Origin of the sequence: Ralstonia flatus (genome assembly GCF_958439105.1) — a bacterium.
Lineage (GTDB): Bacteria > Pseudomonadota > Gammaproteobacteria > Burkholderiales > Burkholderiaceae > Ralstonia > Ralstonia flatus.
Genome location: NZ_CAUDLI010000011.1, coordinates 149,692 through 166,410, shown reverse-complemented (window position 1 = coordinate 166,410; position 16,719 = coordinate 149,692). Strand labels below are relative to the sequence as shown.

Sequence of the window (16,719 nt, the reverse complement as noted above, 5' to 3'; positions counted from 1 at the left end):
CATGGCCCCGTCGCCAAACCGACCCACACCGGTCTTGCGAAGCATTGAGGATACGGATGGGCACAGGCAATAAAAACGGCGCCCGAAGGCGCCGCTTGCGTACGGAAATTCAAACGAGGCGTCACTCGCCCTTGGTCGCCGACGGGCCGCCCGGCATGGCTGCCGCCGCTGGGGTATTCATCTGCGCCTTGCGGGCGTCGTGACGGGCCTTCATGTAGCCGCGGATCTCGTCTTCGGTGATCTTGCCGTCGTGATTGGCGTCGATCTGGTCGAAGTTCTTGGCCAGACGCGGCATGCCGGCCTGCACTTCGTCCTTGGTCAGGCTACCGTCGTTGTCCTTGTCGGCCGCCTTGAACTTGGCGTCGAAGCGCTGCGCCATCTTTTCATGCATCTCGCCCTTGTGGGCCTTGTGCCACGCCGCCAGCTCGTCCTTGCTGAGTTGGCCGTCGTGGTTGGCGTCAATCTGGTCGAAGTTCTTCTCGAGCCACGCATGGCCCTTGGCCTCGTCACGCGAGATCTGGCCGTCGCCGTTGGTGTCGATGGCCTTGAAGCCACCGTGGTGGCCCGGCTTGCCTGCGCGGGCGGTCGTTTGCGGCGCGGCCGGTGCCGAGGCGGCCGGCGCTTGTGCGCTGGCGGCGGGGGCGCTGGCATCCTGGGCGCGGGCGTTCATGCCCGACATGGCCAGGAACAGGGCCGAGGTGGCGAGGAAGGCTTGGACAGCACGTTTGTTGGTCATGGTCAGCTCCTTTTCACATGGACTGTGTAGCCGATTAGAACCCGACAATGCCGGCGCGTTGCCGGCTTTTACACGCTGTTACCCCGTTGACACCCGCTGTAATATGCGCCCGCCCGCGCATGGCCGGTCAGGACACGGGCGCCATGCTTATTGGTCGGCGCCCGGCGGGGGCGTATCGCCCTTGCGTGCAGCGGCCGCTGCGCGGTGGCGCGGGCCCACGATGCCGCCGCCTTGGTTGGCAGGCTCGTCACCTGTATTGATCTGTGCGGGCGCGATGGGCAGCATGGCGCCCGGCATGGCGGTGTTGGCCGGGTTGTTGGCCACCGCCGGTGCGGGAGGCGCTGGCGGCGTGGACAGCGGTGCTGCGGCGCCTGCGGGCGGCAGCGGCATGGTCGGCGCATTGCGATTGGCCGGGGACACGCCTGCCACGGCGCTGGCCGGCAGCGGAATCTCCTGGCGCGCGCCGTTACGCTCGATCACCACCGAGCGGGCCTTGATTTCCACCAGCTTCAGATTGGACGACAGCGACTTGCCGGCCCGCACGGCCTGCGGTGCGCCGCCATCCACCGACACGATGGCCGCGCCCGAACCATCGGCCAGATCGGCCACTACGCCCATCACCTGAACATCGCGCGGGCCGTTCTGCGGGCCACCGCCGAAGAGCGTGACGGCCGCGCCGGTCTCCAGCGCATCGGTCTGCGCAACGCGGGCCTCACGCGGCGCGCCCAGCGAGCGCAGCGACGACAGCGTCAGCACCCAGTGCGTCAGGAGCGCACACAGGGCAGCAAACAGTACAAGGCTGAGCAGGCGGGACGACTGTCGAGCGTTCATGAAATGGGGCGAGGCACCGTAGGAATACGCCGATTCTATCCGCCCTTCATGCCGGTTCGGTGAACAGCTTGGAGGGGCGGCTCTAGAGCCAACACAGCATGACCCTGCCGCGCAATATATGGTCATATCTCACGGATATACTGTGTCTCTTCCCCTTATTGCCAACTCTGTCGCCATGATGCAAGGCCAACTTCGCTCCTCCTTCCGCCAGCGTGCCCTCGCCCGACATGCCGCGCGCGGCTTCACCCTGATCGAAATCATGGTGGTGGTGGTGATCCTGGGTATCCTCGCCGCGCTGGTGGTGCCGAAGATCATGAGCCGCCCCGACGAGGCGCGCATCATCGCCGCCAAGCAGGACATCGCTTCCATTTCGCAGGCGCTCAAGCTCTATCGCCTGGACAACGGCCGCTACCCCACCACCGAGCAGGGCATCAGCGCGCTGGTCACCAAGCCGACCACCGAGCCCATCCCCAACAACTGGAAAGGCGGCGGCTATCTGGAACGCCTGCCCAAAGACCCGTGGGGCCATCCGTACCAATACCTGAACCCGGGCGTGCGCGGTGAAGTGGACGTCTTCAGCTTCGGCGCCGACGGCCAGGCCGGCGGCACGGGCAACGACGCCGACATCGGCAACTGGGACAACTAAGCCGCCGCAGTCGCCCCGGCCACCCGCGCGCCATGTTCGGCCCACCACGCCGCCGCCGGCACACTCGCGGCTTTACGCTGCTGGAGTTGCTGGTGGTGGTGGTCATCATCGGCATCGTGCTGGCCGTGGTGGCCGTGAACGCCACGCCCAATCCGCGCTCGCAACTTGCCGATGACGCGCAGAAGCTGGCTCGCCTGATCGAACTCGCACAGGAAGAGGCACAGCTCACCTCGCGCCCCGTGGCGTGGGAGGGCGATGCGCAAGGCTGGCGCTTCTACGAATCGACGCCCACCGGCTGGCGCGTGCTCAACCGCGACGTGCTCGCACCCGGCCATTGGCGCCAAGGCATGGACAACGTACAGATCGTTGCAGGTGCCGCTGCGGTGCCCGGCGCCCCGCAGCGCCTCGTGTTCGGTCGTGAGGCCATCGGCCTGCCGTGGCGCGTGGCACTGACCTCGCAGGGTGCGCGCGTCGACGTGGTGTCCGACGGCGGCCCGCGCGTGCTGACGGAGGCGCAAACGCAATGACGCGCCGCCTGCTCCGACCTGCATCCGGTGTGCGCACGCGCGGCTTCACCCTGCTCGAAGTGCTGGTGGCGTTGACCATCGTGGCCGTGGCGCTCACCGCCACCATGCGCGCCATGGGCAGCATGACCACCGCCAGCGACTCCCTGCAGACGCGCATGATCGCCACCTGGAGCGCCGAAAACCACCTCGCCAATTTGCGCCTGGCACGCGTCTTCCCCGATCCCGGCGCGCGCGGCTTTGCCTGCCCGCAAGGCGATACGCAACTGTGGTGCGAAGAGACCATCGCCAGCACGCCCAATCCGGTGTTCCGCCGCGTGGAAGTGTCCGTCTATCCGGATGCCTCCAAATCGGTGCGGCTGGCCTGGCTCGTGACCCTGTTGCCGAACGATGCGCGCAATGTCTTCTAATCGCCCCGCGAACATCGGCGCGCGCGGCTTCACCCTGCTCGAGCTGCTGGTGGCGATCACGCTGCTGGCCATCCTGGCCGTGATCGCCTGGCGCGGGCTGGACAGCATGACCCGCACGCACGAGGCGCTGGCCCAGCGCGACGAACGCATCGAGGCACTCAAGACCGCCTACGCCCAGTTCGATGCCGATTGCACCCAACTGGCCGATCCGAACACGCTGTCGCGCTCACCGGTGGAGGTGGACGCCAACCGCGTCCTGATGGTGCGCGACCGCCGCGACGACAGCCAGCCGCCTGCGTGGCAGGTGGTGCTCTACCGCATCGTCGACGGCCGGCTCGAGCGCCTCCAGACCCAACCGATCACCAACCGCGGCGACTTGCGCAATGCGATGGACAACCTGCGCCAGGGCGGCGTGGGCGCCGCGCGCTACCTGCTCGCCGCCAACGTTGACAGCATCAGCGCGCGCGCCTGGATCGAACCCGGCGGCTGGATGGACAACACGGGCGCGCTGTCGGCGGCGCTGTTCCCGGCCGGCAGCAACACCACCACCCTCACCGGCTTGCCGTCGGCTTCCACGCCCAGCGCGTCGGCGCCGTCGGCCAACAGCCCGGGCGTGGTGGTGCCGGCTGCGTCGGTGCGCGCGGTGGAACTGGCATTGCTCGTGCGCATGACGCCGCAGGGCGCGCCGCAGCGCTTCACGCGCATCTGCATGACGGGGCTCTGACATGGCGCGATGCTCCCGTCGATGTGCTCATCCTGACCTGCGCGCGAAGCGCCAGCGCGGCGCGGCCATCATCACGGCGCTGCTGGTGGTGACGCTGGCCGTGGTCATCGTGTCGGGCATGCTGTGGCGCCAGCAAGTAGAAATTCGCGCCGTAGAAAACCAGCGCCTGAAAGCGCAGGCCACGTGGATCGCGCGGGCGGGCATCGACTGGGCGCGCCTCATCCTGCGCGACGACCAGCGCCGCACCGGCGCCGTCGACCACCTGGGCGAAATCTGGGCCGTACCGATCCAGGAAACCAAGCTGTCGGACTTTCTGGGCAGCTCGCTGCGCACGGACACCGCCGGCGAGGAGTCGTACCTCTCGGGCCGCATCTTCGATGCCCAGGCGCGCTTCAACCTGATGAACCTGCTGACAGCGCAGACGCTGGGCGCCCGCACGCTCATCACCGGCCGCGACAAAGACGCCATCAAGGCCTACGGCCTGCTGCTGCAGTCGCTGAGCATCGACCCGAGCCTGGCCAATGTCACGGCGACGTACCTGGCGCAGATGCTGGGCGGCTTCCAGTCGATCGAAGGCATGCAGGGCGGCCAGCAAGGCGGTGAAGACAGCGGCGGAAGCGGCGGCAGCAACAGCAACGGCCCAAGACCGCTCGACGACGTGGCCAGCCTGCTGACGATTCCCGGCTACACAGCCGACATGATCGCCAAGCTGCGCCCCTACGTGGTCGTGCTGCCTACCCGCACGCAGATCAACGCCAACACGGCGAGCGCCGAAGTGTTGGCCGCCGTCATCCCGAACCTGAGCCTGGACCGCGCCCGCGCACTGGTGCAGGCGCGCGACCGCGCGTACTTCCGCAATATCGGCGACGTCACCAACCAGTTGCGCGGCATCGCGCCCGGGGTCGACACCACTGCCGCGGCCAACCTGCTGGACGTGCAGACGCACTATTTTCTGGTCTACGGCATGGCCCGCCACGAGCGCGCCCGGATCGGAGAAGTGGCGCTTGTTTCACGTGGTGATCCGATCAACAATAACGCGACCCGCATCGTCTGGATCCGCCGCATCGACGAGATTCCGTCATGACAGCGGCGCAACACCCCTCCACGTGCGTACGTGCCCCTTGTAGACAGACCCTGGCCTTCGCCGTATTGTCATCCGCATCGTTCAGCATCGCGGGTCTTGCGCAATCCGGCGCTTCCGTTGGCAGTTCGCATTCACACTCTCAAGATCAATAGAGGAGCGGTTTGACGACCTCCCTGTACGTGCGCCTGCCGCACCGGCCCATTCAATCGCCCGAACGCTGGTCGGCGGGCGCGCTTGCCTCCGTGCCGTTCGCGCTGGTGCGTGAAGAAGGCGCGCTTGGGGCCCAACGCGTTCAGCGCGAAGGCACGTCGCGCACCGACGAGCTGCCCGCCGCCGATCGTCTCGTCCTCCTGCTGCCCGCCGCCGATGTGCTGCTGGTGCCGGCCAACGTGCCGCCGCTCGCGCTGCCCAAACTGCGTCTGGCCCTGCCCAACCTGGTGGAAGACCGCCTCGTGCAGGACGCGCAGCAATGCCATATCGCCCTTGGGCCGCGCTTGGGGGATGCCCCCGCGCGTGGCTGGCGGGCCCCCCGCGAGCCGCAATCGCGCGCACTGATGATTGCCGACCGCGCTTGGGTCCGCTTTATCCTCGATACCTTTGCCGGCCACAAGCACCGCACCTGTCATCTGCTGCCTGCGCAGCTTTGCGTGCCGTTTGAAACGCCTGCCGCAGCGGCAGCGCCGGTTGCAGAATCGGCAAACGCCGTCGAACGCGCGGAGCCGTCGCTCGATGCTTCCGCTGCCGCCGAGCCCGCAGTCGAATTGCCCGCGGCTGAAGCCGTGGCTGTGGTCACACCGGCCACCATCGCGCTCGACGCGGCGCCATCGTCCGACCCGGACGCGCCCGTGGCCGTCGACATCACCGTACGCACGGGCCGCGCCGAGGGCTACGGCCTGCGTGTGCTGCCGGCCAACGTCAGCAACTGGCTGGGCATTGCGCCAACGCCGGCCACGCTGATGGTGTCGCCGGCACTGCGCGAGCTGGCGCCCGGCCTGTCGACCGACCCCGCCACCGCCACGCTGGACTGGTCCACCTGGGCGGCGGGCGCCCGCGACGCCCTCGCCTCAGGCGAAGCCGATCTCTGCCAGTTCGACTTTGCACGCGGCGGCGTGGCCGGCATGGACTGGAGCCTCTGGCGCGTGCCCATCGCGCTGGCCGTGCTGATCGTGGTCGTGCAGCTCATCGGCATGAACGCGCGCTGGCTCACGCTGCGCGCCGAGCAGAAGCGGCTCGATACAGCCATGCGCGCGCAGCTGCAGACGGCATTCCCGAATACGCCCGTGATTCTCGACCCGCCCGCGCAGATGCGCCGCCAGGTCGAGCAGCTGCGGCTGGCCGCCGGCAAATCGGCGCCCGAAGACTTCCTGCCGCTGGCCGATCGCTTTGCCCAGGCTGCCACCGGCCTCGCGCCCGATGCGCTGCTCGCGCTCGATTACCACGGCCGCGCGCTCACGGTCACGCTCAAGGACGGCACCGACACCGCCAGCCTGCGCACCGCCGCCCGCAATGTCGGCCTGAACATGGACACCGCCGAGGCCCCGCGCGGTGCCGAGGCGACCGTACCGGGCTCGCGCTGGACGGTCTCCATCGCCCAATAACGCTTCCTCCATGGCGACTTCCTCCCCCTCCTCTTCCCGATCGTCATCCCGCCGCCTGCCGCGCATCGGCGTGCCGGACTCGGTGCGCGACGCGGCCACGACGTTCTGGATGCAGCGCGAGCCGCGCGAACGCCGCATCCTCGCCGGTGGCGGCGTGGTGCTGCTGCTTGTGATCGTCTACCTCGTGCTGTGGGAGCCGGCCTTCGAAGGCCAGCGCCGCATCGAGAAAGCCCTGCCGCAGATGCGTACGCAGCTCGCCGAGATGGAAACGCTGGGCCAGGAAGCGCGCGGCCTGTCGGCCATTGCCGCCGCGCCCGTGCCGCGCGGTGCGGAACTGCAGCAGGCGCTCAACACGAGCCTGACCAACCACGGCCTGAAGGCCACGCGGATGGCGATGTCGGGCGAGAGCGTGCAGGTGCAACTGGACAAGGTGCCCTTTGGCGCCGTCGCCGAATGGCTGCAGGAGGTACGCCAGGCGCAGCGCATGAAGGTGATCGACACGAACATCAAATACGTGGGCGCGACGGCCCTGGTCAACGTGACGGCGACGCTGCAAGGCCCCGCCGCCGCTGGCCGCTGACGGGTCCGATCGTGCCGATGGGGATTGAATCGCTGCCGCCGCTGCGCTTGCGCCGCCGCGCCGGGTCGGACGAGCGCACGGGCATCGGCTGGCGTGTGCTGTGGTGTGGCGTGGCGCTGCTGGCCGTGGGCGCGACCGTGGTGGCTCAGTATCCGGCCGCCTGGGCGGCAGAGCGCATCGCCGCAGCCACGGGGCACCGTGTTTTGCTGGCCGACAGCCAGGGCAGTCTCTGGCACGGCAGTGCAACGCTTGCGCTGACCGCCGGAAACGGCGGCGCCGATGCGACCGTGCTGCCCGGCCGGCTGTCCTGGTCGATCGACATGCTGCCGCTGCTGACCGGCACGCTGCGCGCGCACCTGGCGCACGATCGCGCGCTGGAGAAGCCCGTCACGCTGACGGTCACGCCGGGGCATTGGGAGGCAGAGGCCGGCGCGGTCGCGCTGCCGGCATCGTTGCTGGAAGGCGTTGGCGCGCCATTCAACACGCTCAAGCTGGATGGCCGGTTGCGGGCGCAGTGGACGCCGCTCTCGGGCCAATTCGGCAGCGGAAAGGGCCAGCCAAACACCGCCCAGGGGGCGCTGACTGTCACGCTCGAGCAGGTATCATCCAGCCTCAGCCGGGTACGGCCGCTGGGCAGTTACCAGGCGGTGGTGTCGTTTGGCGGCGTGAGCGGTGCGCCGATGCAGTTGTCGCTGTCGACACTGGCCGGGCCGCTTACCCTGCAGGGCCAGGGCACCCTTGGCCACGGCGCGCATTTTGACGGGGTGGCCAGTGCCACGCCGGAGTCGGAACCGCAATTGATTGGCCTGTTGAGTCTGCTGGGCCCGCGCGACGGGTCCCTCCATCGACTCCGCTTTTGATCCTCAAGCCGGCGCGCGAGCCAGCGTGCCGACAACCATGAACGAGACCATGTACAACGCCTCTTCCCGACTCACCGTTCGCGCCATCGTCCTGGCATGCTGCGCAACAATGGTGGCCGGCTCGATGCCAGTCTTCGCCGCCCCGCCCAGCGCGGCATCCTCCCAGAACGGCGCCGCCGGCAATCCAGGGGATGAGGTCTCGCTGAATTTCGTCAACGCCGATCTGGACTCCGTGGTCAAGGCCGTCGGCCAGGCCACCGGCAAGAACTTCATCGTCGACCCGCGCGTGAAGGGCACCGTCAACCTCGTCACCGAAAAACCGGTGACGCGCTCGCAAGCGCTCGAATCGCTGGGCTCGATCCTGCGCATGCAGGGCTACGCGATTGTCGAGGGCAACGGCTTCACCAAAGTCGTGCCGGAAGCCGACGCCAAGCTGCAGGGCTCGCCCACCAGCGTGGGCGCGGCAGGCGCGCGCGGCGGCGAGCAGGTCGTCACGCAGGTCTTCCGCCTGCAGCACGAATCGGCCAACAACCTGGTGCCGGTGCTGCGCCCGATGATCGCGCCCAACAACACGATCACCGCTTACCCGGCCAACAACACGCTCGTCATTACCGACTACGCCGACAACCTGCGCCGCATCGGCCGCATCATCGCGTCGATCGACACGCCCGTGGCCGGCGAGACCGAACTGATTCCGCTGAAGAACGCCGTGGCCATCGACGTGGCGGCCACGCTGCAGAAGCTGCTCGATCCGTCGGCCGGTGGTGCAGGCGGCGCGGCCGGTGCCGGCGCTGCGCTGTCGGACCCAAGCCTGCGTACGTCGGTCGTGGCAGAGCCGCGTTCGAATAGCGTGATGGTGCGTGCGTCCAGTGCGGCCCGTCTTGCCCAGGCCAAGCAACTGATCGCCAAGCTCGACGTGCCGAACGCGCGCCCGGGCAACATCTGGGTGGTGCCGCTCAAGAACGCCAACGCGGTGCAGCTGGCGACGACGCTGCGCGCGATCGTGGCGGCCGATGCCACGCTGTCGGCCTCCGCATCGACCGGGCCCGGCGGCCAGAGCGCCGCGCAAGGCGCAACTTCGCAGCCGGCCGGCGGCGTGAGCAACCTGCAGAACCAGAACACGCAGAACACCAACTACGGCAGCGGCTCGGGTTCGGGCAGCGGCTCGGGCGGCGGCAGCTCTTCGTTCCGTGCCTCGTTCGGGCAGAACAACACGCCGACCACCGGCGGCATCATCCAGGCCGATCCGGCCACCAACGCGCTGATCATCACCGCCAGCGAGCCGGTCTATCGCAACCTGCGCGCCGTGATCGACGACCTCGACGCGCGCCGCGCGCAGGTCTACATCGAATCGATGATCGTGGAAGTGACGGCCACCAAGGCGTCGCAACTCGGCATCCAATGGCTGGTGGGCGGCGGCGGCCCCGGCACGTTCATTGGCGGCGGCACCAACTACGGGACCGGTTCGAGCAACCTGATCAGTCTGGCCGGTACGATCGCCGCCATCGGCTCGGGCGGCATCGGCAGCACGGCCGCACAGACGGCACTGGGCAGCCTCAACGTTGGTCAGCTCAACGGCGGCAACTTGGGCGTGTTCAACAGGGGTAGCGGCTTGGGCGTGCTGCTCTCGGCGCTGGGCACGGACGGCTCCGTCAACGTGCTCTCCACCCCGAACCTGATCACGCTCGACAACGAAGAAGCCAAGATCCTGATTGGCCAGAACGTGCCGATCACCACGGGCTCGTACACGCAGAGCGCCGGCACGTTGTCTCAGCCGTTCCAGACGTTCGACCGCAAGGACGTCGGCATCACGCTGCGCGTCAAGCCGCAGATCACCGACGGCGGGCTGGTGAAGATGCAGATCTTCCAGGAGTCGTCGGCCGTGGTGCCGGGCACGCAGAATGCGACGCAGGGCCCGACCACCAACGTGCGCTCGATCGAGACCAACGTGCTGGCCAACGACGGCCAGGTCGTCGTGCTGGGCGGCCTGCTGGAAGACAACTACCAGGACGGCGAGCAAAAGGTGCCGGGCCTGGGCGACATCCCCATCCTGGGCGCGCTGTTCCGCTCGGAGAACAAGACGCGTGTGAAGACGAACCTGCTGGTGTTCCTGCGCCCGATCATCCTGCGTACGGCCGACGCGACCGGCGCGCTGTCGGACAACCGCTACAACTACATGCGCGACACGCAGCAGGGCTTTGTCTCGCCGAACATGCTGCCGACCACGTCGGACAAGGACACGCCGGTGCTGCCCACGCCCGAGGCCATGCGCCCGGCTGACAACTACGGCGATGTGTCGATCGTGCCGAAGGGCCCGGCCGGTACGCAGGTGCCCCCGGGCGCCCCGATGCCGATGCCGCAGGGCACCACGCGCAGCCAGCCGCGCCTGCAGAATTTCGCGGCGCCCACCTCGGGCGGCTACGACGGCAACGCGCCGCGCAATGGCGGCTGACAACGGACAACGAACCATGGCCACGCACGCTTCCACCACCGACGTCAGCACGCTCGAGCCGCCCTCGCAGTCGGCCGTGCGGCTCGTGCCGTATGCGTTTGCGCGCGACGCCAGGTTGCTGGTCGCCCGCCAGGACGTCGACACGCTGGAAGTGTGGGTCTGCCCCGAAACCTCGCGCACCGCGCTGGCTGAACTCGGCCGCGTGTTCGGCGCGCTGCATCTGGTCACGCTCGACACGGCGGCGCTGTCCACCGCCACGCAGACCGCCTACAACGCGCAAGACGGCAGCGCGGCCCAGGTGGTGGGCGAAGTGGAAGGCGAAGTCGACCTCTCGCGCCTGATGCAGGACATTCCGGCCGTGGAAGACCTGCTCGAATCCGAAGACGACGCGCCGATCATCCGCATGATCAACGCGCTGCTTACGCAGGCCGCGCGCGAAGGCGCATCGGACATTCACATCGAGCCGTTCGAGAATGCATCCGTCGTGCGTTTTCGCGTCGACGGCACGCTGCGCGACGTCGTGCGCCCGAAGAAGGCGCTGCACGGCGCGCTCATTTCGCGCATCAAGATCATGGCGCAGCTCGACATTGCCGAGAAACGCCTGCCGCAGGACGGGCGCATCACCCTGCGCGTGGGCGGCCGCCCGGTGGACGTGCGCGTGAGCACGCTGCCCACCGGCCACGGCGAGCGCGCGGTGCTGCGTCTGCTCGACAAGGAAGCCGGCCGGCTCGACCTGGGCAAGCTCGGCATGGGCAGCGGCACGCTGGCGCGCTTCGACCACCTGATCAACCAGCCGCACGGCATCGTGCTCGTCACCGGCCCGACGGGTTCGGGCAAGACGACGACGCTGTATGCGGCGCTGTCGCGGCTCGATGCATCGTCCACCAACATCATGACGGTGGAAGACCCGATCGAATATGACCTCGACGGCATTGGCCAGACGCAGGTCAACCCGAAGATCGACATGACCTTCGCCAAGGCCCTGCGCGCGATCCTGCGCCAGGATCCGGACGTGGTGATGATCGGGGAAATCCGCGACCTGGAAACCGCGCAGATTGCCGTGCAGGCCTCGCTGACGGGCCACCTGGTGCTGGCGACGCTGCACACGAACGATTCCGCATCGGCCGTGACGCGCCTGATCGACATGGGGATCGAACCGTTCCTGCTGTCGTCGTCGCTGCTGGGTGTGCTGGCGCAGCGTCTGGTACGTCGCCTGTGCGTGCACTGCCGCCGCGAAGAAGTGCTCGAACTCACGCCCGCAGAAGTGGAAGCCGTGGCCGGCACGCCCGTGGCCGACGGTGTGGCACCGGCCACGCCGGCACGCAAATCGGTGTGGCATCACGTCGGTTGCGAGCGTTGCAGCAACTCCGGCTACCAGGGCCGGACCGGCGTGTACGAACTGCTGACCGTCACGCCCGAAATCCAGACGATGATCCACCGCCAGGCCGCCGAATCCGAGATCAAGGCGTTCGCCATCGGCCAGGGCATGCAGACGATGCGCATGGACGCACAGCGCTGGATCGACACCGGCGCCACGTCGCTGGAAGAAGTGCTGCGTGTCACGCGCGACTAAGACGCGAATCAACGAATAGCGCATGCCAGCCTTCCGCTACGAAGCCGCCGACGCCACCGGCAAGACCGACAAGGGCGTCATCGAAGCCGACAGCGCGCGCCAGGCGCGCACACTGCTGCGTGCACGCGGGCTGACGCCGCTGCTGGTGGACGCGCTGGGCGCACAGGCCACCAAGCGCGGCGGGTCGAGCTTCGGCAAGCGGCTCTCGGCGCAGGAAAACGCGCTCGTCACGCGCCAGCTCGCCAGCCTGCTGGTGGCGGGCCTGCCGCTCGATGAAGCGCTGGCCGCGCTGGCCGATCAGGCCGAACGCGCCTACGTCGGCGAATTGCTCGCCGCCATCCGCGCGGAAGTGGTGGGCGGCAGCTCGCTGTCGGTGGCGCTGGCGCAGCATCCGAAGGATTTTCCCGACATCTACCGCGCCCTCGTTTCAGCGGGCGAGCACTCCGGCAACCTCGGCCTCGTCCTCTCGCGCCTGGCCGACTACATCGAGAGCCGCAACGCGCTCACCTCGAAGATCAAGCTGGCCTTCACGTACCCCGCCATCGTCACGGTGGTGGCGTTTGCGATCGTGATCTTCCTGCTGTCGTACGTGGTGCCGCAGGTGGTCAGCGTGTTTGCCAACACCAAGCAAAAGCTGCCGACGCTCACGATCATCATGCTGTGGCTGTCGGACTTTGTGCGGAACTGGGGCTGGCTGGCAGCGATCGTGCTGGCGGCCATTGGCGTGCTGATCCGCAATCTGCTCAAGCAGCCGGCGCTGCGGTTGTCATGGCACAAATGGCTGCTGACGGCGCCGCTGTTCGGCAAGCTCGTCCGCGGTTACAACACCGCGCGGTTTGCGAGCACGCTGGCGATCCTGACGAGTGCCGGCGTGCCGATCTTGCGTGGGTTGCAGGCAGCGGGGGAAACGCTGAACAACGTTGCGCTCAAGACCAACGTCGAGGATGCCTCCACACGCGTGCGGGAAGGGACTTCGCTGGCGCGGGCGTTGGCAGCGCAGAACCAGTTTCCGCCTGTGCTGGTGCACTTGATTCGATCGGGCGAGGCGACGGGGAACCTGCCTGCGATGTTGGAGCGGGCTGCGCAAGGCGAGGCTCAAGAGCTTGAGCGTCGGACGCTGTTCCTTACTGGCTTGCTTGAGCCGGCGCTGATTTTGACGATGGGTGTGGTGGTGTTGTTGATTGTGTTGGCGGTGTTGATGCCGATTATTGAGATTAATCAGTTGGTGCACTGAGTTTTTTTGGGGCTTTGGTGCATCCCTTGTTTCATCCCCTGCCGGGGCTGACTCACTTTCTTTGGTCTTGCCCAAAGAAAGTAAGCAAAGAAATGCGCGCCCGAGATGGCGAAAGATTCCTTGAATTTATGTCGCAGGGAGGGGAAGGGAAAAACTCGCTTCGCTCAGACAGTTTCCCTTCCTTTTTCCTCCCTGCAACAGAAATTCAAGGCGCCATCTAGGGCAGGGAAAGTCAAAGGACAAAAGCCACACCATCTGGGCGCCCGCCCAAACGAAAAGGCCAACCGCGCGATGGGTTGGCCTTTTTCTTTTGACGTTGAGCCCTTGATGGCGCCTTGAATTTTTGTGAGCGGGCGGATCAAGGAAGGAGGCTGTCTGAGCGCAGCGAGTTTGCCTCCTTCCCCGCACGGTCACACAAATTCAAGGGATGGGTCGCCATCTCGGGCGCGCCTTTCTTTTGCTTACTTTTCTTTGGCAAGACAAAGAAAAGTAAGTCGGTCCCGGCAGGGAACGAAAGGGAGATGACCACCAAGGCCAAAACAAAACCAATCAACCACCCCCGCAACCATCACGACACCACCACCAGCGCACGCGCACTGTCCCTCCACTCCTGCACATAATCCGGCGTACCCGCCGGCGCAGCCTCCACCACCGGCGGCAACGGCAACAGCGCCATCGGCAGCACCCCTGCCCACACAGGCAGGTCAAGGTCTTCAGCATCATCCTTCGGCCCGCCCGTGCGCACTTTGCACGCCGCCTCATCCAGCGGAATGCGCAACACGGTCGTGGCAGCAAGTTCCTTGGCATTCCCGGGCCGAGCCTGTCGTGAACGACCAGGCGCGAGCACTTCCATGAACGTATCGAGCACCGCAGGCTTCTGCGCATCCGGCACGACTTCGAACGCGCCGTAGATGACAGCCGACCGGTAGTTCATCGAATGGTTGAACGCCGAGCGCGCCAGCACCAGACCATCGATGTGCGTGACGGTCACGCAGACCTGCGCCCCGCTGCCTGCCAGCTTGAGCATGCGGCTGCCGTTGGAACCGTGGATGTACAGATGATCGCCCTCGCGCCAGCACGCGGTCGGGATGCAATGCACGCCGTGCTCGTCGGCGAAGGCGATGTGGCAGACGTACGCCTCGTCGAGGATGGCATGCAGCGTGGTGCGGTCATAGTGGCCGCGGTGCGCGACGCGGCGCACGCGGGTGCGATCGCTGGGCGATGTGGGTTCTGTGGTGGACATGCGGCGGCTCCGAATCGTGAATCGTGAATCGTCAATGGAGATGCCGACGATAAAAAAACCGTGGCACCATGCATAGACCCACAAAAATCCAAAATCCTGGAGCCACGATGGACTACGGCGTCCTGCTGTCGAACTACGAACGCACGGCGATGCACGGCGAAGGCGGAGCCCGCACCTCGCAGCAGCATCGCCTGTATGCCTGCCTGCGTGCGGCCATCCTGAGCGGACAGATCGAGGAAGGCACGCGCCTCGCGCCATCGCGCACGCTGGCCGAAGAGCTGGGCATCGCGCGCAACTCGGTGCTCTACGCGTACGAGCAACTTGCCACGGAGGGCTTTGTGCTCAGCCGACGGCAAGGCACGGTGGTGGCGCGCGTCGGCCTGCAGCAGACGCCCGCGCAGGCGCCCGAAGCCGCGCCCGAGCTGTCGCACCGCGTGAAAGACCTGGAACGCCCGCGCGGCGGCATGGACGACCTGCTGCCCTTCCTGCCCGGCACGCCTGCGCTGGATGAATTCCCGCTGGCGCAATGGCGCCGCTGCATGGAGCGCGGGTGGCGCCGCATCGGTCCGGGGCAGATGGGCTACGGCCCCGTCGAAGGCAACGTGGCGCTGCGGCAAGCCGTGGCGGAATACCTGCGCGTTTCGCGCGGGGTGCGCTGCGATGCGACGCAGGTGTTCATCACCGATGGCACGCAGAACAGCCTCGACATGTGCGCCCGCACGCTGGCCGATGCGGGCGACACCGCATGGATCGAGAACCCCGGCTACTACGGAGCGCGCGCCGCCTTGCAGGCCGCCGACATGCGCCTGGTACCGATCAGCGTCGATGCCGATGGCCTCGCCCCGCGCGAGGCGGACTGGCGCGACACGCCGCCCCGGCTTATCTACATCACGCCGTCGCACCAATATCCGCTGGGCGCAGTGATGAGCCTGGAGCGCCGTCTTGCCCTGATCCAGCACGCACGCGCAGCCGGCGCATGGATCATCGAAGACGACTACGACAGCGAATTCCGCCACACGGGCGCGCCGCTGTCGGCCGTGCAGGGCCTGACCGAAGATGCGCCGGTCATCTATCTCGGCACGTTCAGCAAGATGCTGTTCCCGGCGCTGCGCCTCGGCTACATGGTGGTACCGCCGGCCCTGGCGCCCGTGCTGAAAAAGGCGGCGGGTGCGCTAATGCTGCGCGGGCGCGTGGCCGAGCAGCTCGCGCTGGCCGAGTTCATCGAGGCCGGACATTTCACGCGTCACCTGCGCCGCATGCGTCGCCTCTATGGCGAGCGCCGCGATGCGCTGCAGGCTGCAATCGAGCGACACCTGGATGGCATCGTCACCGTATCGGGCGGTGCAGGCGGCATGCATCTTTCCACGCGGCTCGACGCGCCGGTGGCCGACACCGACGTCAGCCGCGTCGCCCGGGAACGCGGGATGGTGCTGCGGCCGCTGTCACGCTTTTGCCTGCCCGGCACGCTGACCGCGCAATACAACGGCCTCGTGCTCGGCTACGGCAACGTGCCGGCCGACGCGATGGACGGATTGGCCCAGCGCATGCGCGACGTGATCGAGAGCGTCGCCGGCTGATTTTCACGCGGTCATCTTCGTGGCGGCAGCCAACGCCGCGATGGTCCAGCCGGCGCCCAACAACACGCGGCGCGTGTGCAAGGCGTCGAGCACGTCGCCGCGCACCGCATCGCCGAGATAGCGCAAGCGCTTGTCGCGCACCTCCACGTAGCCCGACGCATACTGCGCCGCCAGCGACTGCCACAGCGCGTGCGCGCCCGTCGACTGCCGCGCCCCGCTCATCAGGCACATGCCGCCATCGAGCGCGCGCCGGTACACCGCTGATGCCAGCCCGCGCCGCTGATACCCCGCCGCATATTTCGAATGCGGTGCGCGCAGGATGCGGTCGGCACGCTTGTCGAGTTCAATCAGGCGGTTGAACACCGTGACGCCAGCAAAGCGCCGCGCGGCCACATCCTCGACGTAGACGTAAGTCTCGCCGTCGGCCTCGCGTGTGTGCAGGCGAAAGCCGGGCAAGGTGGCATCGTCGCAGGCCATGCCGTGCAGCGGCGTGCCGGGCGTCTGCATGCGCTCGTACAGCGTGTCGAGTTCGCGCTCGATGTCGTCACTGCCGTGCTCGACGTCGATGCGCAGACCGAGCGGCGCAAGCCAGCGCTGCAGCGGCCGCAAGACGGAAGGCAGCATCGGCCAATCGAGGGGCGGCGGGA

Annotated in this window: 16 protein-coding genes; 12 read left to right on the top strand and 4 right to left on the bottom strand. The window is 67.5% G+C overall.

Going from position 1 to position 16,719, the window contains the following annotated elements:
- Positions 1–121: 121 nt before the first annotated feature.
- The gene (locus tag R2676_RS22245) at positions 122–736 is read right to left on the bottom strand and encodes an EF-hand domain-containing protein (RefSeq protein WP_206272543.1); all 615 of its coding nucleotides are present in this window, start codon (positions 734–736) and stop codon (positions 122–124) included.
- A gap of 147 nt (positions 737–883) precedes the next feature.
- Positions 884–1,567 (bottom strand): type II secretion system protein N, encoded by a 684-nt coding sequence (locus R2676_RS22240; RefSeq protein ID WP_206272544.1) that lies wholly within the window; start codon positions 1,565–1,567, stop codon positions 884–886.
- Positions 1,568–1,742: 175 nt separating this feature from the next.
- Between R2676_RS22240 and gspG the strand changes: the two genes are divergently transcribed.
- The 11 genes from gspG (at position 1,743) to gspF (ending at position 13,252) form a co-directional block, all read left to right on the top strand.
- On the top strand, positions 1,743–2,213 hold the full coding sequence (gspG, locus tag R2676_RS22235; protein ID WP_009239680.1) for a type II secretion system major pseudopilin GspG: 471 nt from the start codon (positions 1,743–1,745) through the stop codon (positions 2,211–2,213).
- 32 nt (positions 2,214–2,245) lie between these two features.
- Positions 2,246–2,740 carry a GspH/FimT family pseudopilin gene (locus R2676_RS22230; RefSeq protein WP_206272545.1) on the top strand — a complete coding sequence of 165 codons (495 nt, stop codon included), beginning with the start codon at positions 2,246–2,248 and terminating at the stop codon, positions 2,738–2,740.
- Entirely contained in the window at positions 2,737–3,147 is a 411-nt protein-coding gene (gene gspI / locus R2676_RS22225; protein WP_206272546.1) for a type II secretion system minor pseudopilin GspI, read from the top strand. Before R2676_RS22230 ends, gspI begins: the two co-directional genes overlap by 4 nt.
- Positions 3,128–3,871, top strand: a complete 744-nt coding sequence (locus R2676_RS22220; protein WP_206272547.1) for a PulJ/GspJ family protein — start codon at positions 3,128–3,130, stop codon at positions 3,869–3,871. Before gspI ends, R2676_RS22220 begins: the two co-directional genes overlap by 20 nt.
- 1 nt (position 3,872) lies before the next feature.
- Positions 3,873–4,955, top strand: coding sequence for a type II secretion system minor pseudopilin GspK (gene gspK / locus R2676_RS22215; protein ID WP_206272548.1), 1,083 nt, complete (start codon positions 3,873–3,875; stop codon positions 4,953–4,955).
- A 161-nt stretch (positions 4,956–5,116) separates the two neighbouring features.
- Positions 5,117–6,553, top strand: coding sequence for a type II secretion system protein GspL (gspL, locus tag R2676_RS22210; protein WP_206272549.1), 1,437 nt, complete (start codon positions 5,117–5,119; stop codon positions 6,551–6,553).
- A 10-nt stretch (positions 6,554–6,563) separates the two neighbouring features.
- Positions 6,564–7,133, top strand: coding sequence for a type II secretion system protein GspM (gene gspM / locus R2676_RS22205; RefSeq protein ID WP_015855827.1), 570 nt, complete (start codon positions 6,564–6,566; stop codon positions 7,131–7,133).
- Positions 7,134–7,150: 17 nt separating this feature from the next.
- Positions 7,151–7,993, top strand: a complete 843-nt coding sequence (locus tag R2676_RS22200; RefSeq protein ID WP_206272550.1) for a type II secretion system protein N — start codon at positions 7,151–7,153, stop codon at positions 7,991–7,993.
- Between the two features lie 37 nt (positions 7,994–8,030).
- Complete coding sequence (gene gspD / locus R2676_RS22195) at positions 8,031–10,445, top strand: type II secretion system secretin GspD (protein WP_206272551.1); 2,415 nt, start codon at positions 8,031–8,033, stop codon at positions 10,443–10,445.
- A 16-nt stretch (positions 10,446–10,461) separates the two neighbouring features.
- Positions 10,462–12,018 (top strand): type II secretion system ATPase GspE, encoded by a 1,557-nt coding sequence (gspE, locus tag R2676_RS22190; RefSeq protein WP_206272552.1) that lies wholly within the window; start codon positions 10,462–10,464, stop codon positions 12,016–12,018.
- Positions 12,019–12,040: 22 nt separating this feature from the next.
- Positions 12,041–13,252 carry a type II secretion system inner membrane protein GspF gene (gspF, locus tag R2676_RS22185; protein ID WP_027680390.1) on the top strand — a complete coding sequence of 404 codons (1,212 nt, stop codon included), beginning with the start codon at positions 12,041–12,043 and terminating at the stop codon, positions 13,250–13,252.
- Positions 13,253–13,820: 568 nt separating this feature from the next.
- Here gspF and R2676_RS22180 read toward each other — a convergent pair.
- The gene (locus R2676_RS22180) at positions 13,821–14,495 is read right to left on the bottom strand and encodes a pyridoxamine 5'-phosphate oxidase family protein (protein WP_206272553.1); all 675 of its coding nucleotides are present in this window, start codon (positions 14,493–14,495) and stop codon (positions 13,821–13,823) included.
- 107 nt (positions 14,496–14,602) lie between these two features.
- On the opposite strand from R2676_RS22180, the gene pdxR reads away from it, so the two are divergent.
- The gene (gene pdxR / locus R2676_RS22175) at positions 14,603–16,072 is read left to right on the top strand and encodes a MocR-like pyridoxine biosynthesis transcription factor PdxR (protein WP_206272554.1); all 1,470 of its coding nucleotides are present in this window, start codon (positions 14,603–14,605) and stop codon (positions 16,070–16,072) included.
- A gap of 3 nt (positions 16,073–16,075) precedes the next feature.
- Here the strand turns inward: pdxR and R2676_RS22170 are convergent, their stop codons facing one another.
- Positions 16,076–16,696 carry an N-acetyltransferase gene (locus R2676_RS22170; RefSeq protein WP_206272657.1) on the bottom strand — a complete coding sequence of 207 codons (621 nt, stop codon included), beginning with the start codon at positions 16,694–16,696 and terminating at the stop codon, positions 16,076–16,078.
- Positions 16,697–16,719: the final 23 nt, after the last annotated feature.